Annotated in this window: 20 protein-coding genes and 1 tRNA gene; 5 read left to right on the forward strand and 16 right to left on the reverse strand. The window is 66.7% G+C overall.

Annotation, left to right across the window (positions count from 1 at the left end):
• Nucleotides 1-7: 7 nt before the first annotated feature.
• Nucleotides 8-622: a 50S ribosomal protein L25/general stress protein Ctc gene (locus F6S87_RS01050; protein WP_163226826.1), complete on the reverse strand. Its 615-nt coding sequence runs from the start codon at nt 620-622 to the stop codon at nt 8-10.
• A 298-nt stretch (nt 623-920) separates the two neighbouring features.
• Between F6S87_RS01050 and F6S87_RS01055 the strand changes: the two genes are divergently transcribed.
• Nucleotides 921-1982, forward strand: coding sequence for an alpha/beta hydrolase (locus F6S87_RS01055; protein ID WP_163226827.1), 1062 nt, complete (start codon nt 921-923; stop codon nt 1980-1982).
• Nucleotides 1983-2051: 69 nt separating this feature from the next.
• On the opposite strand, the gene F6S87_RS01060 is transcribed toward F6S87_RS01055, so the two are convergent.
• From F6S87_RS01060 to F6S87_RS01070, 3 genes are read right to left on the reverse strand one after another with little or no spacing between them, the layout of a single operon-like run.
• A complete protein-coding gene (locus F6S87_RS01060) occupies nt 2052-3500 on the reverse strand; it encodes an NAD(P)(+) transhydrogenase (Re/Si-specific) subunit beta (RefSeq protein WP_163226828.1) in 1449 nt (482 codons plus the stop codon).
• 3 nt (nt 3501-3503) lie between these two features.
• Nucleotides 3504-3824 (reverse strand): NAD(P) transhydrogenase subunit alpha, encoded by a 321-nt coding sequence (locus tag F6S87_RS01065; protein WP_163226829.1) that lies wholly within the window; start codon nt 3822-3824, stop codon nt 3504-3506.
• Nucleotides 3825-3835: 11 nt separating this feature from the next.
• Complete coding sequence (locus tag F6S87_RS01070; RefSeq protein WP_163226830.1) at nt 3836-4987, reverse strand: NAD(P) transhydrogenase subunit alpha; 1152 nt, start codon at nt 4985-4987, stop codon at nt 3836-3838.
• Nucleotides 4988-5323: 336 nt separating this feature from the next.
• On the opposite strand from F6S87_RS01070, the gene F6S87_RS01075 reads away from it, so the two are divergent.
• Complete coding sequence (locus tag F6S87_RS01075) at nt 5324-7390, forward strand: AMP-dependent synthetase/ligase (protein ID WP_163226831.1); 2067 nt, start codon at nt 5324-5326, stop codon at nt 7388-7390.
• Between the two features lie 94 nt (nt 7391-7484).
• Here F6S87_RS01075 and era read toward each other — a convergent pair whose 3' ends face one another.
• The 6 genes from era to F6S87_RS01105 all read right to left on the reverse strand — a co-directional run bounded on the left by era (nt 7485) and on the right by F6S87_RS01105 (nt 13053).
• Nucleotides 7485-8450 (reverse strand): GTPase Era, encoded by a 966-nt coding sequence (gene era, locus F6S87_RS01080; RefSeq protein ID WP_163226832.1) that lies wholly within the window; start codon nt 8448-8450, stop codon nt 7485-7487.
• Nucleotides 8443-9900, reverse strand: a complete 1458-nt coding sequence (locus tag F6S87_RS01085) for a hemolysin family protein (protein ID WP_163226833.1) — start codon at nt 9898-9900, stop codon at nt 8443-8445. Before F6S87_RS01085 ends, era begins: the two co-directional genes overlap by 8 nt.
• 52 nt (nt 9901-9952) lie before the next feature.
• Nucleotides 9953-10498, reverse strand: coding sequence for an rRNA maturation RNase YbeY (gene ybeY / locus F6S87_RS01090; protein ID WP_163226834.1), 546 nt, complete (start codon nt 10496-10498; stop codon nt 9953-9955).
• Nucleotides 10499-10565: 67 nt separating this feature from the next.
• Complete coding sequence (locus tag F6S87_RS01095; RefSeq protein WP_163226835.1) at nt 10566-11717, reverse strand: PhoH family protein; 1152 nt, start codon at nt 11715-11717, stop codon at nt 10566-10568.
• A gap of 77 nt (nt 11718-11794) precedes the next feature.
• Nucleotides 11795-12130, reverse strand: a complete 336-nt coding sequence (locus F6S87_RS01100) for a histidine triad nucleotide-binding protein (protein ID WP_163226836.1) — start codon at nt 12128-12130, stop codon at nt 11795-11797.
• 125 nt (nt 12131-12255) lie between these two features.
• Nucleotides 12256-13053 carry a 16S rRNA (uracil(1498)-N(3))-methyltransferase gene (locus F6S87_RS01105; RefSeq protein WP_163226837.1) on the reverse strand — a complete coding sequence of 266 codons (798 nt, stop codon included), beginning with the start codon at nt 13051-13053 and terminating at the stop codon, nt 12256-12258.
• Between the two features lie 130 nt (nt 13054-13183).
• Here F6S87_RS01105 and F6S87_RS01110 point away from each other — a divergent pair.
• Nucleotides 13184-13271 (forward strand) — tRNA-Leu (locus F6S87_RS01110).
• A 132-nt stretch (nt 13272-13403) separates the two neighbouring features.
• A complete protein-coding gene (locus tag F6S87_RS01115) occupies nt 13404-14402 on the forward strand; it encodes a TrmH family RNA methyltransferase (RefSeq protein WP_163226838.1) in 999 nt (332 codons plus the stop codon).
• A gap of 9 nt (nt 14403-14411) precedes the next feature.
• On the opposite strand, the gene F6S87_RS01120 is transcribed toward F6S87_RS01115, so the two are convergent.
• Genes F6S87_RS01120 through sufB form a run of 6 tightly spaced genes read right to left on the reverse strand, consistent with a single transcriptional unit; the run spans nt 14412 to nt 20402 of the window.
• Nucleotides 14412-15056 (reverse strand): metal-sulfur cluster assembly factor, encoded by a 645-nt coding sequence (locus tag F6S87_RS01120; protein WP_163226839.1) that lies wholly within the window; start codon nt 15054-15056, stop codon nt 14412-14414.
• 9 nt (nt 15057-15065) lie between these two features.
• Entirely contained in the window at nt 15066-15611 is a 546-nt protein-coding gene (sufU, locus tag F6S87_RS01125; protein WP_163226840.1) for a Fe-S cluster assembly sulfur transfer protein SufU, read from the reverse strand.
• A gap of 23 nt (nt 15612-15634) precedes the next feature.
• Nucleotides 15635-16909 carry a SufS family cysteine desulfurase gene (locus F6S87_RS01130; RefSeq protein WP_163226841.1) on the reverse strand — a complete coding sequence of 425 codons (1275 nt, stop codon included), beginning with the start codon at nt 16907-16909 and terminating at the stop codon, nt 15635-15637.
• A gap of 12 nt (nt 16910-16921) precedes the next feature.
• Nucleotides 16922-17698 carry a Fe-S cluster assembly ATPase SufC gene (gene sufC / locus F6S87_RS01135; RefSeq protein WP_163226842.1) on the reverse strand — a complete coding sequence of 259 codons (777 nt, stop codon included), beginning with the start codon at nt 17696-17698 and terminating at the stop codon, nt 16922-16924.
• A 40-nt stretch (nt 17699-17738) separates the two neighbouring features.
• The gene (gene sufD, locus F6S87_RS01140) at nt 17739-18944 is read right to left on the reverse strand and encodes a Fe-S cluster assembly protein SufD (protein ID WP_163226843.1); all 1206 of its coding nucleotides are present in this window, start codon (nt 18942-18944) and stop codon (nt 17739-17741) included.
• A gap of 3 nt (nt 18945-18947) precedes the next feature.
• Nucleotides 18948-20402 carry a Fe-S cluster assembly protein SufB gene (gene sufB, locus F6S87_RS01145; RefSeq protein ID WP_163227520.1) on the reverse strand — a complete coding sequence of 485 codons (1455 nt, stop codon included), beginning with the start codon at nt 20400-20402 and terminating at the stop codon, nt 18948-18950.
• Nucleotides 20403-20696: 294 nt separating this feature from the next.
• On the opposite strand from sufB, the gene F6S87_RS01150 reads away from it, so the two are divergent.
• Entirely contained in the window at nt 20697-21101 is a 405-nt protein-coding gene (locus tag F6S87_RS01150) for a helix-turn-helix domain-containing protein (protein ID WP_196779059.1), read from the forward strand.
• The last annotated feature ends 39 nt before the right edge of the window (nt 21102-21140 follow it).

Here is a 21140-nt window from a genome sequence, read left to right on the forward strand (position 1 = left end):
GTCGGGCTCACTCGGCCTCGGCGGCGCCTTCGGCGGTGGCTTCCGGAGCGGCGGCTTCCAGGTTCGGGCCGGCGGCTTCTTCCGGGACCTCGACGGTGACGATCGACTCCTCGATGTCGTTGACGTCGAGCTCGACGCCTTCCGGCATCTGCAGGTCCTTGGCGTAGACCTTGGAGCCGTCGACCAGGCCGTCGACGTTGATGACGATCTTCTCCGGCAGGTTGGCGACATCGGCGCGGACCTTGAGCTCCTGGATGTCGACGAACGCGACGGCGGCGCCCTTCGGCGTGCCCTCGACGAAGACCGGGACCTCGACCTCGATCTTCTCGCCGGCGCGGACCTCGTAGAAGTCGACGTGCTCGACGGTGCGCTTGACCGGGTTCTTCTGGACTTCCTTGGCGACGGCAAGCTTGGACTGGCCGTCGAAGTTCAGCGTGAACAGGGCGTTCGTCAGGCGCAGGGCCAGCGTCGTTTCCTTCTGCGGCAGCTTGATGTAGATCGGCTGCTCGCCGCCGGCGTAGATCGTCGCCGGGATTTCCTGGGCGGCGCGCATGCGGCGGGCCGGGCCCTTGCCGAATTCGGTGCGCAGGGAGCCTTCGAGGACGACAGTGTTGTTTGCCATGATGTTTCTCCTTACTATGTCGTGCGTTTCGGCGCATCTTCGGGCCAACTACGTCCAACGGCGCACGGAGCGCGGTAAGGAGCGTCAAGCCGAGTCGATTACGGAAGCCGTCCGGCCGGCGGGATCGTTCGGAATCCAGCCGCCGTCGCTTCCCTCGCCAAAGCAACTGCTCCACCATAGAAAACAGTCGGGACATCGGCTTGCCGTCGCGGTCGGCAGCCCGGCGATGTTGGGTATACTGTCCAGCAGACATGACGATTCGTCCGGCGGTTTCGGCACGCCGGGTTCGGGAGCGAAGATGAACGCAGACAACACGAAGACGACACGGCGCCATCCGGTGCGCACCGCATTCCACGTGGCCTGTGGCACGGCGGTCGCCGGCGCCGCGGTGCTGCTGGCCGCCGGCGAGCTGCTGTTTCAGGTGGCGCTGGACACGCAGTCGGAGCAGTCGCTGTTTCGCCGGAAGGCCGACGGCAAGTACGATTCGTTCGACCATACGCCGGCGAACGTCGACGGGGCGAGCCTCGACTGGTTCGAGAGCACGCGCCAGCCGGTCCGCATCCTCAGCCAGGACCGCCTGAAGCTGCACGCCTGGAAGTTCGACCCCGACTCCGGCCGGCCATTGCCCCACGCCTACGCGATCTGCCTGCACGGCTACACCGGCGGTCCGGCGGAGATGGCGCCGTGGGCGCACCACTACGCGCAGATGGGCTTCACGGTGCTCGTGCCGGCGGCCCGCGGTCACGAACGCTCGCAGGGACGCTACGTGACGTTCGGGTGGGAGGAACGGCGCGACCTGATGGGCTGGATCAACAAGATCCTCGCCATCGACCCGCATGCCCGCATCCTGCTGCACGGCAACTCGATGGGCGCCGCGACCGTCATGCTGGCGCTCGGCGAGCCGACGCTGCCGCGCGCCGTCAGGGCCGCCGTCGTCGATTCCGGCTACGTCTCCGAAACCGGGCAGCTCACCGACAATGTCGCCGGCATGCTGCACCTGCCGCGCGGCATGGCCGGCTGGATCGTCTCGGCCGCCGACGTCGTCAACCGCGTGCGTCTCGGCTTCCCGTTCTCGAAGGCCGACTGCCTCGCGGCGCTCGGCAAGTGCCGCATTCCGGTGCTGTTCATCCAGGGCACGAAGGACGAGATCGTCTCCCCCGGCTCGATCGACCTGCTGTTCGCGGCGGACGCCGGCACCGGACGCGAGCGCCTGGTCGTCGAGGACGCCGGTCACACGGCGTCGATGGCCACGAATCCGGCACTGTACTGGTCGACCGTCGACGCGTTCGTGCGCCGGTGGATTCCCGTGAAGGTTCCCAACCCGGTCGTCGCCACGGCGAAGAAGCTGTTCGGCCGCTGACACGGCCCGGACATGAGGAAACGCCCGTCGGCACAGGCCGGCGGGCGTTTCCTCATGTCCGGGGAGCAACTACTGCAGCAGCTCCTTGACGGCGGCGATGACGGCCTGGAGGCTCGCCTTCGCGTCGCCGAACAGCATCTGCGTGTTGTTCTCGAAGTACAGCTCGTTCTCGATGCCGGCGTAGCCCTTGCCGCGGCCACGCTTCATGACGACGACGTTCTGGGACTTGTCGACGTCGAGGATCGGCATGCCGGAGACCGGAGTACCGGGTCGGCGCGCGGCCGGGTTCGTGACGTCGTTGGCGCCGACGACGAGCGAGACGTTGGCCGACGGGAACTGCGGGTTGATGTCCTCGAGGTCGACGAGCTCCTCGTAGGGCACGTTGGCCTCGGCGAGCAGCACGTTCATGTGGCCGGGCATGCGGCCGGCGACCGGGTGGATGGCGTATTCGACCTCGACGCCGTGTTCCTTGAGCAGTTCGCCGAGGTCGGCGAGCTCGCGCTGGGCCTGCGCCTGGGCCAGGCCGAAGCCCGGCACGAAGATGACCTTGTCGGCGTAGACGAGCTGGACGGCGAGGTCGTCGGCGGAGGTTTCCTTCATCGTGCCCTCGACGCCGTCGTCGCCGGCGCCGGACGAGCCGGAGCCGCCGCCGAAGCCGCCGGCGAGGACGGACATCAGCGGACGGTTCATCGCCTTGGACATGAGGACGGAGAGCGTGACGCCGGCGGCGCCGACGAGGGCGCCGGCGACGATCAGCGCGACGTTGTCGATCGCCAGGCCGGACATCGCGACGGCGGTGCCGGTGCAGGCGTTGAGCACGGAGATGACGACGGGCATGTCGGCGCCGCCGATCGGGATGACGAAGACGAGGCCGTAGCACAGGGCGAACACGGCGGTCAGGATGGACCACAGCACGCGCTGGCCCGGGAAGACGCACAGCAGCACGAACGAGGCGATCGTCAGCACGATGAACAGCGCGTTCCAGAAGCTCTTGCCGGGCAGCGCGAGCTTCCTGACCCACTTGATGCCCTGGAGCTTGCCGGCGGCGATGAGCGAGCCGGTGAACGTGACCGAGCCGATCATGACACCGAGGCCGGCGGTGATGAGCACGACGATGTTCGGTTCCTCGCCGGCGAGGATGTCGTTCAGGGCGACGAGCGCGGCGGCGCCGCCGCCGACGGTGTTGAACACCGAGACGAGCTGCGGCATGTCGGTCATCTTGACCTTCTTGGCCGAGATGACGCCGGCGAGCGCGCCGATGATGATGCCGACGATGAGCACGACGACGGCGATGCCGTTCATGACGCCCTCGAGGGCCATCTTGACGAACGCCATCAGCACGGCGATGACCATGCCGGTCGCGGACACGAAGTTGCCCTTGCGGGCGGTCTTCGGCGAGTTCATGAAGTGCAGGCCCATGACGAACAGGACCGCGGAGAGCAGGTAGACGAACCAGGCGACGATGTCGAGGGCCGAGGCCTGGTTGGCGATGATGATCGTTTTCTCGATGATGAGCATGGTTTACCGGGCGCCCTTCTTGACGGCGGACGAATCGTCCTTCTTCTTGTCGCTCTTGAACATCTCGAGCATGCGGTCGGTGACGACGTAGCCGCCGACGACGTTCATCGTGCCGAGGACGGCGGCGAGGAAGATGAAGACGTAGCTGAGTGGCGAGTTCGCCTCGGCGGCGACGATGACGACGCCGACGATGACGATGCCGTGGATGGAGTTGGCGCCGGACATCAGCGGGGTATGCAGCGTCGCCGGCACCTTGCCGATGACTTCGATGCCGATGAGCAGCGCGAGGATGAACAGCGTGATGGATACCACGAGATCTGGCATTTGGGTTGGCCTCACTTTCCGGTTTCGGCGGACGGCTGTCCGGCCGGCGCGCCGGCGACGACCATGGCCCGGTCGAGTTCCTGGTCCATGTCGGCGGCGAGCCTGCCGTCGTGGACGAAGTGGACGAGGATGTCGGCGACGTTGCGGGCCAGCAGGTTCGACGCGGTCGTCGGAACTTCGCTGGCGAGGTACGGGGCGCCGATGAGCTTGACGCCCCCGTCGGTGACCTGTTCGCCGACGATGGAGCCCTCGACGTTGCCGCCGAGGTCGCTGGCTGCGCAGTCGACGACGACGGCTCCGCGGTGCAGTCCGTCGACGCCGGCGCGGGTCAGCAGGACCGGCGGCTTCCTGCCGGGGACCTTGGCCGTCGTGATGACGATGTCGAATCCGGCGGCCTTCTCGTCGACGGCGGCCTGCTGGGCGGCCTGTTCTTCCGGCGTGAGGGCGCGGGCGTAGCCGCCTTCGCCCTGGCCGGCGGAGAAGTCGAGGCCGAGGTCGAGGAACTTCGCGCCGAGCGACTCGACTTCGCCGCGGGACGCGGGGCGCACGTCGTAGGCGGTGACGACGCCGCCGAGTCGGCGGGCGGTGCCGATGGCCTGCAGGCCGGCGATGCCGGCGCCGAGGATGAGGACCTTGGCGGGGCGGATGGTGCCGGCGGCCGTCGTCATCATCGGCAGGAACGATCCGTACGCGTTGGCGGCCACGAGGGCGGCCTTGTAGCCCATGACGGAGTTCTGCGACGTCATTTCGTCCATCGACTGCGCGCTCGACAGCTGGCGGGGCAGCCGCTCGATGGCGACGGCGACGAGGCCCCGGCGTTCGAGCGAGGCGACGTAGTCGGCGTCGGTGAACGATCCGAGCATGCCGATGATCCACGTGCCCGGCTTCAGCTGTTCGACGAGCGCCGGCGACGGGCGGTCGACGAAGCCGAGGGCGTCCGCCTCGGCGACGATGCGTGCCGGCTCGGCGATTTCGGCGCCGGCCCCGGCGTAGTCGGCGTCGGTGTAGCCGGCCATCTCGCCGGCGCGCGTCTCGATCAGACACGTCACGCCGGACTTCTTCAGGCGCGTGACGATGTCCGGCGTCAGCGCGACGCGGGATTCGGTGTCCGACGTCTCGTTGAACACGCCGAAGACCACGCTGCCTTCTGGTAGTTCAGCCATTTGAACCCTTTCTATACTCCCGCCCGGTTCCGTTGGCCTTTCAGCGCACCGGGCATACAGCGCACCAGTGTAACCGACAACGGGGGCGCTTTCACATCGGGTCCATGTTTCAGCCGTTTTCCTGTCGTGGACGACGGAGGGGGCATTCGGCGCCGTGCGGACGAATCGTGCCGGAGTATTGTTCACCCACCGGGTATTTTCTCCGGCCGATGCCCGGAAAACGGCGGGAAATAGCCGAAAGCTACGGTTCCGTAGGATGCAGCGGTCCCAAAATCTCACTAGGATGACCAGATAGCAACAGGAAAGAATGTTGGAAGTCTTGACAAGGAGATCACCGTGTCCGTTTTACAATCGCTCAAGGAAACTGCGTCGAAGACCACGCAGAAAGTCCTGAATCTCAAGTCGGACTTCACCCACCCGGTGACCGACGACACCCCGGACGAACCCGACTACCTCGATTCGGAGTCCGCGCCGCAGCACCACAACTACGAAGACCTGCCGCATGTCGACTACTGGGGTCCGGACCGGCCGACGACGACGTTCATCGACGCCGACTCGGACTTCCTGACCGCGTCGACCGAAGGCAATCCGCCGCTGCCGGACGACTTCTCCGTCTACGACCTGTACGCCGATCGCGCCCGCCGCATGGGCGAGCAGCCGCTGTATACGTTCAAGCAGGGCGACGACTGGGTCACCAAGACGGCGTCCGAGACGCTCGCCGACATCCGCGCCGTCGCGAAGGGCCTGATGCACTACGGTCTGAAGAAGGGCGACGGCGTCGCGTTCATGTGCCACACGAGCTACGACTGGAACGTCGTCGACGGCGCCGTCCTCGCGATCGGCGGCGTGCTCGCGACGGTCTACGACACCGACTCCGACGAGCAGATCCGCAACATCGTCGACAACTCCGACGCCCGCATCCTCATCGTCGAGACGAAGTCGATGAAGGACAAGAGCGACCTCGCCGTCCACGACTGCCCCACGCTCGAGCGCGTCGTGTGCCTCGAGACCGGCGGCCTCGAGGAGATCAAGGCGTACGGCGACGTCATCACCGACGAGGATCTCGACGCGCGCATCGCGACGGTCGGCAAGAAAGACCTGTGCTCCATCGTCTACACGTCCGGTTCCACCGCGGCGCCGAAGGGCGTCGAGATGATCCACGAGGACTACGGCATCACGGCCGTCAACCTGCCGGCGTTCATGCCGGAGCTGATGATGAACAAGAAGCACCGCGTGCTGCTGTTCCTGCCGCAGGCCCACACGTTCGCCCGCGCCATCAACTACATCTGCGTCGCCTCCGAAATCCACATCTACATCGCCTCCGGCATCAAGACGCTGACTTCGGATCTCCAGGTCGCCCGTCCGCACACCACCATCGTCGTCCCCCGCGTGCTCGAGAAGATCTACAACGCCGCCTCGCAGAAGGCCGGCACCGGCGCGAAGGGCATGGTGTTCGCCGCCTCTGTCGTCGCCGCGCAGAAGTACATGCAGGAAATCTCCGAACGCGGCAAGGCGTCCCGCTTCGTCAAGGCGCGCCGCAACGCGTTTGACCCGCTCGTCTACTCGTCCATCCGCGAGGTGCTCGGCGGCCACGCCCAGTGGATCGTCACCGGTGGCGCCCCGCTCGACCCGGAGCTGATGAGCTTCTTCCGTGGCGCCGGCATTCCGGTCTACGAGGGCTATGGCCTGACCGAGACGACCGCGCCGGCCGCGTTCAACCCGCTTGGCGTGCCCTACCACGCCGGCTCCGTCGGCATTCCGTTCCCGGGCTTCGAGCTGCGCATTGGCGACGGCAACGAGATCCAGATCAAGGGCACGGCCGTGTTCCGCGGCTATCACAAGAACGAGGAGGCCACCGAGGCAGCGTTCACGAAGGACGGCTGGTACATGACCGGCGACCTCGGACGCCTCGACGACGACGGCTTCCTGTACATCATCGGCCGCAAGAAGGACCTCATCATCACCGCCGGCGGCAAGAACGTCTCCCCCGGCCCGATGGAGGAAGTCATCGAGCGCTGCCCGCTCGTCTCGCAGTGCCTCGTCGTCGGCGACAAGCGCCCGTTCATCTCCGCCCTCGTGACGCTGGAGGAGGACAACCTGCGTCCGTGGCTGATGTCGAGGGGCCTCAACGGCGACATGACGATGGAGGAAGCGGCCAACAACGCCGCCGTCCGCGCCGAGGTCCAGAAGTGGGTCGACCAGGCCAACGAGGGCGTCTCCCGCGCCGAGTCGGTCCGCAAGTTCATCATCCTGCCCGAAGACTTCACGCAGGAGAACGGACTGATGACCGCGTCGATGAAGGTCATCCGTCCGAAGGTCATCAAGCGCTACATGAACCTGCTCAACACGCAGATGTACACGAAGCGCAAGGCCGTCGTCCCGTCCGACAGCTCGAAGAACTGAGCCCGAAGGGCACGTGAGGACATGTGAAAGGGTCCCCGCCGAAAGGCGGGGACCCTTTCACATGCGCATGTGCTTCATGTGCGTGGGCGCGGGGCTAGAACCCGAGCCGCTCGAGTTGCTTCGGGTCGCTCTGCCAGCTCTTGGCGACCTTGACGTGCATGTCGAGGACGGCCTTCTGGCCGACAATGCGGTTGACGGCCGTGCGCAGCTTCTTCTTGACGGCGACGAGATGCTCGGCCTTGCGGCCGATGATGATCGGCTTCTGCGAGTCGCGCTCGACGTAGATCGAGACCATGACGGTCGCCTTGCCGTCGTACTTGACGCCGGTGGCCGGATCAACCGGGTATTCGATGCCGTCGACGACGACGGCGAGCGAATGCGGCAGCTCGTCGTCGAGTTCCTCGAGGAACGCGCCGCGGATCAGCTCGGCGATCGTCTCTTCCGGCCGCTCCTCGCTGACCTGCTCGGCCGGATACATCTGCGGGCCTTCCGGCAGGTTCTCGATGAGCACGTTGCGCACCTCGTCGAGGTTGTCGTCCTCGAGCGCGCTGACCGGCACGATCTCGGTGAAGTCGGCGAACTGGTCGAGCTCGATGAGCTTCTCGATCATCTGCTGGCGGTTGAGCTTGTCGATCTTCGTCAGCACGCCGATGAGCGGAATCTTCCAGCTGAACGATCCGTCCTCGAGCTTCGTCGCGAACTGGGAGCGCAGGCGGCTCAGGATGCGCTTGTCGCCGGGGCCGATCTCCTGGTCGCCGGGCAGCAGGAACGCGATCTCGTCGCTGTCGGCGAGCGACTCGTCGACGACGTCGTTGAGGCGCTGGCCGAGCAGCGTGCGCGGACGGTGGATGCCGGGGGTGTCGACGAGGACCATCTGCGCGTTGTCGGTCGTCAGGATGCCGCGGATCGCCTTGCGGGTCGTTTCCGGCCGGCTCGACATGATCGCGACCTGCGTGCCGATCAGTCCGTTGATCAGCGTCGACTTGCCGACGTTCGGCCGTCCCACGACCGCCACGAATCCGGATCGGTACGTCTCGGGCCGCGCGTTTTCGTCACTCATTGTTGCGTTCGTCTCCACTTCCGTCAGTCACTGTGCTGTCATTGTGCACGATTCTTCCCATTGTACGGGTCCCCGTCCCCTGATCGAGTCGTTCGACGACGATCGTCGAGACTTTCTTGCGGCGGCCGGCAGAGTCGACGGCGGTGAACTTCAGGCCGTGCGTGACGCCGGTGGCGCCGACGATCGGCACGCGGCCGACGAGCTTGGTGAGCAGGCCGTAGACGGTGTCGACGTCGTCCTCGTCGAGGTCGATCTGGAAGATTTCCTCGACGTCGGCGATCGGCGTGCGCGCCGGCATGCTCCATTCGACGACTTCGCGGGTGTCGCCGTCGGCGTCGGTTTCCTCGCGCACGATCCGCTTCGGCTCGCCGTGCTGCGTGCGGTCGTGTTCATCCTCGAGCTCGCCGACGATCTGCTCGATGGCGTCCTCGATCGTGACGAGGCCGGCGATGCCGCCGTATTCGTCGACGACGACGGCGACATGGTGGCGCGTCTGCTGCATTTCGTGGAACAGGTCGTCGGCCGGCTTCGATTCCGGCACGAGCATGGCCTTGCGCACGATCGACTCGACGGCGCGCGAGTCGGCGGCCTGGTTGAACGCGGTGGCGCGCACGGCGTCCTTGAGGTAGGCGATGCCGAGCAGGTCGTCGACGTCGTCGCCGATGACCGGCACGCGCGAGTAGCCGGAGCGCGAGCACAGCTTGAGGAAGTCCTCGAGCGTCTCGTCGCGCTGGATCGTGATCATGTCGGTGCGCGGCACCATGATCTCGCGCGTCAGCGTGTCCGAGAGGGCGAGGACGTTGCGCAGCATTTCGGAGACTTCCGGGTCGAACCGGTTCGTCTCGATGAGCCGGTCGACGGCGGCGCGGCCCTGGCGCAGCTGGAGCTTCTCGAGTTCCTCGTCGTCGGACAGCTCGGCGCCGTCGCCGCCCCTCGTCCGGCCGTCGTCGTGGCGGCGCACCGGCGCGCAGTTGAGGGCGACGGTCGCCATCGTCGAATGGCGGATCAATGTCCTGAGCGGCGCGTCCGGGTCGGGCGCGGAGCCGGCGACGCCGAGCGTGCGCGGCCGCAGCGCGATCGTGATCGCGGCGACGGCGATCGCGACGACGAGGCCGGCGACGATGACGCCCCAGATCGGCGCGCCGAGCAGGTCGGCCGTCGTGGCGACGAGGACGCCGACGAGGATGTTGCAGGTGACCCTGACGAACGCGCAGGCGCTGCCGGTGGCGTGACGGTTCGCGAGCAGCCGCTGGACCTTGCGCAGCTTCGTGTTGATCTTGACGCGGGCGAACTGGCTGATTTCCGGACCGGTCTGCACGCCGATCATGTAGTTGTTGACGTTGGCCCGCGTGACCCGGGTGACGGCGCTCTCGACGGACGCCATCATCAGCGAGATCCAGGCGAGCACGACGGCGACGACGACGAACACGGCGACCAGAACGATTTCCATACGCCTTACGCTACCACGCCGCCTCCGTGCCCTTCATCGGCGGTAAAAGCGCTCAGTGCATGAGCTGGCGGCCGGCGCCGTGCTCGCGGTCCCAGCGCTCGAGTTCGTTCGGCACGCCCTCGGGCAACGAGACCAGCCACGACGAGCCCTGCCGGGCCGCGAAGAACGTGAGCAGCAGCTGGCGCTGCAGGCCGAACATCTGGCGTTCCTGTTCCTTCGTACCGTGGTCGTAGCCGAGCAGGTGCAGGATGCCGTGGATCGTCAGCAGCAGCATCTCCTCCATCGTCGAGTGGCCGGCGGCCAGCGCCTGCTGTTCGGCGACCCACGGGCAGATGACGATGTCACCGAGGATGCCTTCGGACAGCGTGCGCGAGTCGCCGGGACGCAGTTCGTCCATGGGGAAGCTCATGACGTCGGTCGGTCCCTCGAGTCCCATCCAGCGGTCGTGCAGCTGGGCGATCGGGTCCGGGTCGACGAACATGATCGCGAGATCGGACTGCGTGCTGACCCTCATCTGGTCCATCACCCACAGTCCGAGATCGGAAAACACCTTCGGATCGATGATCCACTCGGTTTCGTTGGTGACTTCGACGCTCATGGTTCTCCCTGCAAGTTTCGTGTGGTCTATGGAACGGCGCTTCCAGCCTACTCGGTCCCGTCGCCGGCTACTGTCCGAGCTGCTCCTCGCCGATGTGGATGTCGCGGCGTTCGGCGAGCCTGCGGGCCTCCCGGCGCTCGTCGGCCTTCTCGTAGGCGGCGACGATCCTGCCGACGAGGGCGTGGCGCACGACGTCGGCCGATTCGAGATGGACGAACGCGATGCCCGGAATGTCGCCGAGGATGCGCTCGATCGACTTGAGTCCCGAATGTGGCACCTCGAGGTCGATCTGCGTGACGTCGCCGGTGACGACCATCGTCGTGTTGAAGCCCAGGCGCGTCAGGAACATCTTCATCTGCTGCTCGGTCGTGTTCTGCGCCTCGTCGAGGATGACGAACGCGTCGTTGAGCGTGCGGCCGCGCATGTAGGCGAGCGGCGCGACCTCGATCGTGCCGTCGTCGAGATAGCGGCGCAGCCGGTCGGCACCGAGCATGTCGCCGAGCGCGTCGTAGAGCGGACGCAGGTACGGGTCGACCTTCTCGTTCAGCGTGCCGGGCAGGAAGCCGAGCCGCTCGCCGGCCTCGACGGCCGGACGAGTCAGGATGATGCGGCGCACCTTGCCGTCGTCGAACGCGCGGACGGCCTTGGCGACGGCGAGATAGGTCTTGCCTGTGCCGGCCGGACCGATGCCGAACGTAATCGTGTTCGCCTCGATGGCGTTGACGTAGGCCGTCTGTCCGGCCGTCTTCGGGCGCACCGGCTGGCCGGCGGCGTAGGCGATGACACCGGGCAGCGACGGCTTGTGACGGCCACCGCCATCGGCGACGGCGGCGCTGTCGGCGCGGGAGGAGGACTGGCCGCTGGCGGCGACGGCGCGCTTCGTGCGGCGCAGCGCCTCGACGGTCCTGCCGTGACCGGGCACTTCCTCGCGCACGTCGTTCGACAGCACCCGCTGGTCGACGAGCCGGCGCACCATGTCGGCGTCCATCGGCTCGGTGAACGCCGACTCGATGACGGTGTCGAGCAGGTCCTGCGCCTGGACGGCCTCGGCCTCGCCGGCCTTCGTCGTCGCGCGGATCGTCACCTCGTTGCCGCGCACGTGGATCGTCGTGTCCGGAAAGGCGCGCTCGACCTCGCGCAGCACCTCGTCGTACGGTCCGAACACCGACACCGGATCCAGCTCGGCCGGCACGTTCACTGTCCTCTTCGTCGTCGCCAACGGCTCCCCTTTGCGATTGTGACTGGACGGTCCTCCCCCGCGGACGGATCGTCCCCGATTATCCGACGCCGACGGCCCTACTCCTCGAGCGGCTCGCCGGTCAGCACGTGCGCGTGCACGTGGAAGACCGACTGGCCGGCCTCCTCGCCGGTATTGAAGATCAGGCGGTAGGCGCCGTCGTATTCGCGGTCGGCGATGCGTTGGGCGACCTTGACCATGTGTGCCAGCAGGCCCGGGTCGGCGGCGGCGAGCTCGGCGACGTTCGCGTAGTGCTTGCGCGGCACGACGAGCACGTGCACCTTGGCCTTCGGGTTGATGTCCTTGAACGCGTAGGTGGTCGCGTCCTCGTAGACCTTCTCGCTCGGCACCTCGCACTCCACGATCTTGCAGAACAGGCAGTTCGGATCCTTCATCGTCTTTCCCCTCAATGAAAACTCAACAAAACGACAGCAACCATTCTACAGCGCCGCGCAGGCCGCTTGTTCCGCCATGCTTCCTTTTGGATGTCGCGGACGCGAGCCGGGCGCCCCGGCGGCGCCTATTCGATGCGGCCGAGGACGCGGCTGAGCAGCGCGAGGGCGACCGGGCCGGCCGACGAGGCGCGCAGGATGTTGTGGCCGACGAGCACGACTTCGGCTCCGGCGTCGCGGAACTCCTCCACCTCGCGGTCGGAAATGCCGCCCTCGGGGCCGACGACGACGGAGACGGTGCGCACGTTGCCGTCTTCGGCCGACTTGCGGGCGACCTCGCGCACCCTGTCTTCGATGCCGGACCAGCTGTCGGTCGCGTCCTGGTGCAGCACGATGACCAGTCCCCCGCGCACGCAGGCGCGCCGGCACCGGGCGACGATCATCCTCGACGTGTGCCTTTCGGCGAGCTCGGGCAGCCAGCCGCGCCGGGACTGCTCGGTGGCGGCGACGAGCACCGAGCGCCACTTGCGGTCGGTCTTGCCGTCCTTCCACTTCGCGATCGACCGGTCGCTCTCCCACGGCACGACCTCGTCGACGCCGATCTGCGTGGCGACGTCGATCGCCTGCTCGTCGTGGCCGTTCTTCGCCAGCGCCTGCACGAGCGCGAGGCGGACGGCCGGCCTGGATTCCTTGTCGAACGATTCCACCCTCACGTCGCCGCGCTCGGCGTCGGCCACCGTCGCGTTGATCTTGAGGCCGTGGCCGTCGGACAGCTGCAGCGCATCGCCTTCCCTGAGGCGCATCGAGCCGATGGCGTGGCGCTTGATCGCCGGCGGCAGCGTGAGGTTCCAGCCCACCTGAACCGAGTCGGCCGTCATTGGCACGTCGTCGGTCGAGTTATCGAGCACAAAGAGAGGATTTGTCATGGCCCTCAGCATACTTCACCGGATGCCCGGAATCGAAAATCGTTGGAAAATGGCGCGACACGCCGAAGTTTTGCATTATTGGGCACGACCGCTTATAGTTTCATTTCGTTGCCAAGCGCAACGGACACCTGTCCGGGTGGCGGAATGGTAGACGCGCTAGCTTGAGGTGCTAGTGCCTATTTTAAACGGGCGTGCGGGTTCAAGTCCCGCTCCGGACACTGGAAAGGCCGCGAACCAAGGGTTCGCGGCCTTCTTGTTTTTCCCGGCACAAGACAGGGACCGGGTCGACGGCGGACAAATCGTTCTTCTTGCCGGGCCGCCGCCTCCCTCCCCTCGACGAAAGGCGACCTATGCAGATCATCCGCGTGGATTCCATCGACGACGAGCGGCTGGCGGCCTACGTGAATCTCACCGAGCTGCAGCTGCGCAACAGGCTGGAACCCGAGAAGGGCATCTTCATCGCCGAGTCGCCGAAGGTCATCGACCGGGCGCTGGCGGCCGGCCGCGAGCCGCTGTCGCTGCTCGTCGAGGAGCCGTGGCTCGAGGGCATGGCGGGCGAATTCGCCGACATCGACGCCCACTGGGGGCCCGACGTGCCCGTCTACGTCGCCAGCCCCGAACAGCTGCGGCGACTGACGGGCTACCGGCTCCACAGGGGCGCCATAGCGGCCATGCGGCGCTGGAAGCTGCCGACGGTGACGGAACTGCTCACGCGGACGCGGGCGCGGCGCGTGGCGGTACTGGAAAACATCGTCGACCACACGAATGTCGGTGCCATCATGCGGTCGGCGGCCGCGCTCGACGTCGACGCCGTGCTGGTCACGCCGAGCTGCGCCGACCCGCTATACCGGCGCGCGGCCCGCGTCTCGATGGGCACCGTCTTCCAGGTGCCGTGGACTCGCATCGGCGGCGACGACATCGCCCGGGACGAGACGCGACGGGACCGCTCGCACGCGTTGCGCGAACAGGCCAGCCGCGACCGCTCCCCGATCACGCAGGCGCAGATCGACGACGTCGTGGCGAATGGGGGCGCCGACGGCAAGCGCGCATGGCCGGACGCCGGCCTTGCCGAGCTGCACGGCCTCGGCTTCACGACGGCGGCGATGGCGCTGACCGACGACTCGATCTCGCTGCAGGCCCTGACCGACCGGCTCGAATTGCCGGCCGACGACCCCGATTACGTCGACAAGCTCGCGCTGATCTTCGGCACCGAAGGCGACGGCCTGTCCCGCAGGACCATTGCGCACGCCGACCTCACCGTCAAGATTCCGATGAGCCACGGCGTGGACAGCCTCAACGTCGCCGCCAGCAGCGCCGTCGCCTTCTACGCCACCCGCGTGCGCGACTAGGACGGCCGTTCAGTAGCGCGGCAGCGCGTCGAGGTTGAAGCCGAGGGCGGCGAGCTGCTCGCGGCCCTCCGGCATGATCTTGTCGACGGTCCAGCGCGGCGTCCACGTCCAGTCGATCCTGAATTCCTCGACGAGACCGGCCAGCGTGGACGCGCATTCGTCCTCGATGAGGTCGGTCAGCGGGCAGGCGGGCGTCGTCAGCGTCATCGTGATGATGGCGCGGCCGAGCTCGTCGATCTCGATGCCGTACACGAGGCCGAGGTCGATGACGTCGATGCCGAGTTCCGGGTCGATGACCTGGTGGAGCGCCTCGCGCACGTCCTGCGCCGTCGCCATGCCGATCTGCGAGTAGGAGACGAGCGTGATGTCGCCGGTCTCGTCGACGGTCGGGTCGGGCTGCGGGGCCTGTTCGGCCGGATTGGTTGCGTTGTTCGGTTCGCTCATCGGTTGCTCCTCCTGTTCGTGCCTGTCGCCGCATGCGCATGCATCGTCCGCGGCGGCGAACGTCCCCTTCGCCAGCGTGCCGTGCTCGAGGTTCTTCGCGAGCTCGGGGTTCGCGATGATGGCCGACGCCTCGTCGGCGTCGGGAACGACGGCGTTGACGGCGTCGAAAATCGTGTGCTTCGGTCCGGGAACCAGGTTGCTGTCGTTCATCGTGCCTCCCTAGGCGTTGGCGGCCAGCGCGCGGGCCATCGAGTCCTTCAGTCCTTCCCAACCGAGCAGCGCGCACTTTATTCGCATCGGATATTTCGAGACGCCCTCGAACACGACGGCGTCGCCGAGCGCCTCTTCCTTCTCGTCGTCGTCGAGACCGGCGCCGCGGGACTGCATGAGCTCGTGGAAGTCGGCGAACAGCGCCATCGCCTCGTCGACGGTCCTGCCCTCGACAAGATCGACCATGATCGACAGGCTCGCCTGCGAGATCGAGCAGCCGTGGCCGTCCCAGACCAGCCGCTCGATGACGTGGGGGTCGCCGTCGGCAATCTCGACATGGACGGTCGCCTCGTCGCCGCAGGTCGGATTGAACTGGTGCGATTCGCCCGCCGAGCAGCTGGCATGCGCCGCCGTCACCGTCGCCTCGCCGGCCGACATGGCGCCGTCGGCCGCCTCGCTGGCGATGTCGACGGCGAACGACTCCTTCCCGTGGGGATGCTTCGAAGCCTCGAGTATGACTTCCTGGTACATCTGTTCCAGACCGGAATCGGTCATGGCCTTCCTTTCCTGTTCCTGACTCACGCCCCGAAGAACTTGCGCACGCCGCCGACGGCCTCGAGGAACCGCTCGATGTCCGCCTTGTCGTTGTAGACGCCGGCGCTGGCGCGGTTGCTGGCGTAGACGCCGAAATGCCGGTGGACCGGTTGGGCGCAGTGGTGTCCGACGCGGATGGCGATGCCCTGCGCGTCGATGTACTGGCCGACGTCGTGCGGGTGGACGCCGTCGATCTCGAACGCGATCGTGCCGATCCTGCGCTCGTTGGACTTCGGTCCGAGCAGCCGCACGCCGTCGATGTCCTGGATCCCGAGCAGTTCGCCGGCGAGCTCGTGTTCGTGGGCCTCGACGTTCTCCATGCCGATGCCCATCAGCCAGTCGGCGGCCACGCCGGCGGCGACGACCTGGGCGACCGGCTGCGTGCCGGCTTCGAAGCGGGCCGGCGGCATCATGTAGTCGGCCGGCCGGTCCATCCAGGCGAGCTCGACCATCGAGCCGCCGAAGCTGGCCGGCGGCAGCAGTTCGAGCAGGTCGCGGCGCCCATACAGGAAGCCGACGCCGGTAGGTCCGTACATCTTGTGCGCGGAGAACGCGGCGAAGTCGACGTCGAGCGCGTGGAAGTCGACGGCCAGATGCGGCACCGACTGGCAGGCGTCGAGCACGAACAGCGCGCCGACCTCGTGCGCGCGCCGGATGATCGGCGCGATGTCGGTGACGGCGCCGGTCACGTTGCCGACGTGGGTGACGGCGACGATCTTCGTGCGGTCGGTGATGACGTCGCCGGCCGTGTCCGCGAGGATGCGGCCCTCGCCGTCGAGCTCGAACCACTTGAGCGTGGCGCCGGTGCGGGCGGCAAGTTCCTGGAACGGCAGCAGCACCGAATGGTGCTCGGCCTTCGAGACGACGATCTCGTCGCCCGGGCCGACGCCGAAGCGCTTCCTGGCCGCCTCTCCCCCGCGTCCCATCGAGGCGTTGCCGAACGCCGTGGCCAGCAGGTTGAGGCCGCCGGTCGCGCCGGACGTGACGACGAGTTCCTCCTCGCCTTCCTCCCAGTTCGCGCCGACGAGCCGGGCGACCTTGGCGCGGGCGTCCTCGAACGCCATCGTCGAGCGGGCGGCGAGTTCGTGGGCGCCACGGTGCACGCCGGCGTTGATCGTCGAGTAGAACTCCGATTCGGCGTCGATGACGCACTGGGGCTTCTGCGCCGTCGCCCCCGAGTCGAGGTAGACGAGCGGATGCCCGTTGATTTCCTGGTCCAGGATCGGGAACTCGGCACGAATCGCTTCGAAATCAGTCATCGGACCTCCCGTTCAGGCCAGGGCGCTCTCGGAGGAGCCGTCGGGCATGAAGGCGTCGTAGCCGGTTTCCTCGAGTTCGTCGGCGAGTTCCGGACCGCCGGTCTTGACGAAGTGGCCGTCGGCGAAGACATGGACGATGTCAGGCTTGATGTACTTGAGGATGCGCGTGTAGTGCGTGACCATCAGGATGCCGAAGTCGCTGGCCGCCTTGGCGCGGTTGACGCCTTCGGAGACAATCCTCAGGGCGTCCACGTCGAGGCCGGAGTCGGTCTCGTCGAGGATGGCGAACTTCGGCTTGAGCAGCTCGAGCTGCAGCACTTCGGCGCGCTTCTTCTCGCCGCCGGAGAAACCCTCGTTGACGGAACGCGTGGCGAACTTCGGATCCATCTTGAGCTGCTTCATCGCGTCGGTCAGTTCCTTCGTCCACGTGCGGATCGCCGGCGCCTTGCCGTCGATCTCGGTCTTCGCGGTGCGCAGGAAGTTCGTCATCGAGACGCCCGGCACCTCGACCGGGTACTGCATGGCGAGAAACAGGCCGGCCTTGGCGCGCTCGTCCGGCGTCATCTTGAGCAGGTCCTGGCCGTCGAGCAGCACTTCGCCGGACTCGACTTCGTACTTCGGATGGCCGGCCAGCGTGTAGGCCAGCGTCGACTTGCCGGAGCCGTTCGGCCCCATGATCGCGTGGGTCTCGCCGGAGTTGACGACGAGGTTGACGCCCTTGAGGATCTGCTTGCGGCCTTCCTTGGTCTCCACCGCCGCGTAGAGATCCTTGATTTCCAGAGTTGACATAGTATTTTCCTTCAGGTTCGAACGATTCTTCCGTGGATGTTCAGCGGCGGTCGCTGTCGGCCAGTCGCCGGTCGATGACGGCCATCAGGTGGGCGGCGATCGAGTCGATGCCGATTTCCTCGACGAGCTCGCCGAAGAAGCCGCGCACGACGAGCTTGCGGGCTTCCTTCTCGCTGATGCCGCGGGATTCGAGATAGAACAGTTCCTCGTCGTCGAAGCGGCCGCAGGAGCTGGCGTGGCCGGCGCCGACGATGTTGCCGTTCTCGATCTCGAGGTTCGGCTCGGAGTCGGCGATGGCGCCGGGCGTGAGCACGAGGTTGCGGTTGAGCTCGTAGGAGTCGGTACCGGGTGCCGTCGGCTGGATCAGCGCGTTGCCGACCCACGTCGAGTGGGCGTCCTTGCCGTCGAGCGCGCCCTTGTAGACGACGCGGGAACGGCATTCGGGCTCGTTGTGGACGACCATCGTGCGGTGCTCGATGTGCTGGCCCGGGTCGGCGAAGTAGATGCCGAGCATGTTGAGGTCGCCGTGTTCGCCGGCGAAGTCCTGGTCCATGCGGATGCGCACGACGTCGCCGCCGAGCGTGACGACCGAGTGGCGCAGCGACGCCTCGCGGCCCACGCGGATGCGGTGGTTGCCGACGTGCTTGGCGGTGGCGTCCCATTCCTGGACGAACGTCGTCGAGACGGCCGAATAGGGGCCGGTCTCGATCTCGACGCCCTCGGCGAGACGAGCGTCGCCGGCGTGCTCGACGATGACGTCGGCGTGCAGGTTGCCGTCGGTCCGGATGACCAGGTGCAGCGCGTCGAGGTCCTGGCCGGCTCCGGTCACGCGGATCAGGATCGGCTGCGGGGTGTCGGCGACGACGTGCAGGACATGCGCCTGCGCGGCGCTGTTCCATTCGACGGCGGAGACGCGGTCGTTCGGCTTCGAGACGATGCCGGAGTCTTCGGCGCCCAATTCCTCGGTGGTCCACGTCGCGACGGCGCCGTCGAGCGGCGTGCCGTCGACGTAGGTCGCCGTCAGCGCCGTCTCGCCGGACGGCTCGAAGACGTCGAAGAATTCGGCAATGCGGTCGACCGGCGTGTAGCGCCAGTCTTCCTGCTTGCGGGTGGGTACCGGGAACGATCCGACCTCGAATGAGCGCGGTGCGTTGTCGGCGGACGACGGCATCGCCGCCGGAATGGCGTACGGATCGTCCGGGTCGGCGACCGGGATGTTGATTTCCGTGTTCTTCAGTTCAGCCATGACTCAGCCAACCGATCCTTCCATCTGCAGTTCGACGAGGCGGTTCAATTCGAGCGCGTATTCCATCGGCAGCTCGCGGCTGATCGGCTCGACGAAGCCGCGCACGATCATGCCCATCGCCTCCTTTTCCTCGAGGCCGCGGCTCATCAGGTAGAACAGCTGGTCTTCGGAGACCTTCGAGACGGTGGCCTCGTGGGCCATCGAGACGTCGTCCTCGCGCACGTCGACGTGGGGATAGGTGTCCGAACGCGAGAAGTCGTCGACGAGTAGCGCGTCGCAGACGACGTTCGAGCTGGAGCCCTCGGCGCCGTCGACGATCTTGACGAGGCCGCGGTAGGCGGAGCGGCCACCACCTCGCGAGATCGACTTGGCGACGATCGTCGACGAGGTGTGCGGGGCGAGATGGATCATCTTCGCGCCGGTGTCCTGGTACTGGCCTTTGCCTGCAAAGCCAAGAGACATCGTGGACGCCTTGGCATACGGTTCGGCGAGGATGCAGGCCGGATACTTCATCGTGGCCTTCGAGCCGATGTTGCCATCGACCCATTCCATCGTGCCGCCCTCGCGCACGTAGGCGCGCTGCGTGACGAGGTTGTAGACGTTGTTCGACCAGTTCTGGACCGTCGTGTAGCGCACGCGGGCGTTCTTCTCGACGATGATCTCGACGATGGCGGCGTGCAGCGAGTCGGTGCTGTAGATCGGCGCGGTGCATCCCTCGACGTAGTGGACGTAGGAGCCCTCGTCGGCGATGATCAGCGTGCGTTCGAACTGGCCCATGTTCGGCGTGTTGATGCGGAAGTAGGCCTGCAGCGGAATGTCGACGTGGACGCCCTTCGGCACGTAGACGAAGCTGCCACCCGACCAGGCGGCCGTGTTGAGCGCGCCGAACTTGTTGTCCTCCGGCGGCACGATCGTGCCGAAGTACTTCCTGACGAGGTCGGGGTACTCGCGCACGGCGGTGTCGGTGTCGACGAAGATGACGCCCTGCTTCTTCAGGTCCTCCTGGATGGAGTTGTAGATGACCTCGGACTCGTACTGGGCGGCCACGCCGGAGACGAGACGGCTCTTCTCGGCCTCGGGGATGCCGAGGCGGTCGTACGTGGTGCGGATGTCGTCGGGCAGGTCCTCCCAGGTGGCGGCCTGCTTGCCGACCGGCTTGACGTAGTACTTGAAGTCGTCGGCGTGGAAGCCGGTCAGGTCCACGCCCCAGTTCGGCATCGGCTTGTCGAGGAAGGCCCGGTAACCGCGCAGGCGCATCTCGAGCATCCATTCGGGCTCGTGCTTGTCGGCGGAGATGTCTCGGACGACCTGCTCGTCGATGCCCTTCTTCGCCGCCTCGCCGGCCGCGTCGGAATCGTGCCAGCCGTAGGTGTAGTCGCCGAACTGGCCAATGATCTCGTCGTCCTGGCGGAGCTTGTCCTCGTTGACCTGGCCACGGGCCGCGACGTACTGGTTCATCTCGACGTCGGCGGCCGCGGGAGCCTCGACGCCGCCTCCGGCGTCGGGTCCGTTGGTGTGGAGTTCTGTCACTGTGTGCGCCTCCCATAATGAAACGTTTCCTCACGCAAACCTAACAGATCGGATTCCCTTTTACCACCACCCGTTCGCACAAACCGAACCTTCCTGCTCCATTCTGTCAATCAATCGGATTGCGTCTATGCCCGGTCCCGGCGTGGTTTCGTCATCGAATCATGGCAAATTGCGGACTATAGTCCGTGGAGTTTTCGTCGGCGCTCGTTTTCGATGGAATCCATGCATGATGTCCAGATGGCCGGGGAGGACGGCGCGCAGCGCGTCGGCAGTCTCCTCGAGGAGGCGACGATCGCCATGATGGCGACCGAACCGTGCCAGCTGGACCCCGAAACACGAGACAGCCGCGACGAGCTGGAACGCCAGCTCATCGGCAACGCGATCGCCGCCCGGCGCCACGCGATGCACATCAGCCAGGAGGAACTGGCCAACCGCGCCGCCATCGACCGTTCGTTCATGGGACGGGTGGAGCAGGGGCGCCAGTCGATGACGTTGCCGAAGTTCGTCGACGTCTGCCGCGTGCTCGGCGTCACGCCGTCGCAGTTGCTGGCCGAGGCGTTCGCGTCGTTCCAGTCGAGGCTGAACCGCCATGCGACGTCGCGTCGCCGCGGCCACCGTGCCGGCTGACGGCGCGGCATCTCGCTGACTATGCCAATACGACGAGAG

The organism is Bifidobacterium choloepi (genome assembly GCF_010667615.1).
Taxonomy (GTDB): Bacteria; Actinomycetota; Actinomycetes; order Actinomycetales; family Bifidobacteriaceae; genus Bifidobacterium; species Bifidobacterium choloepi.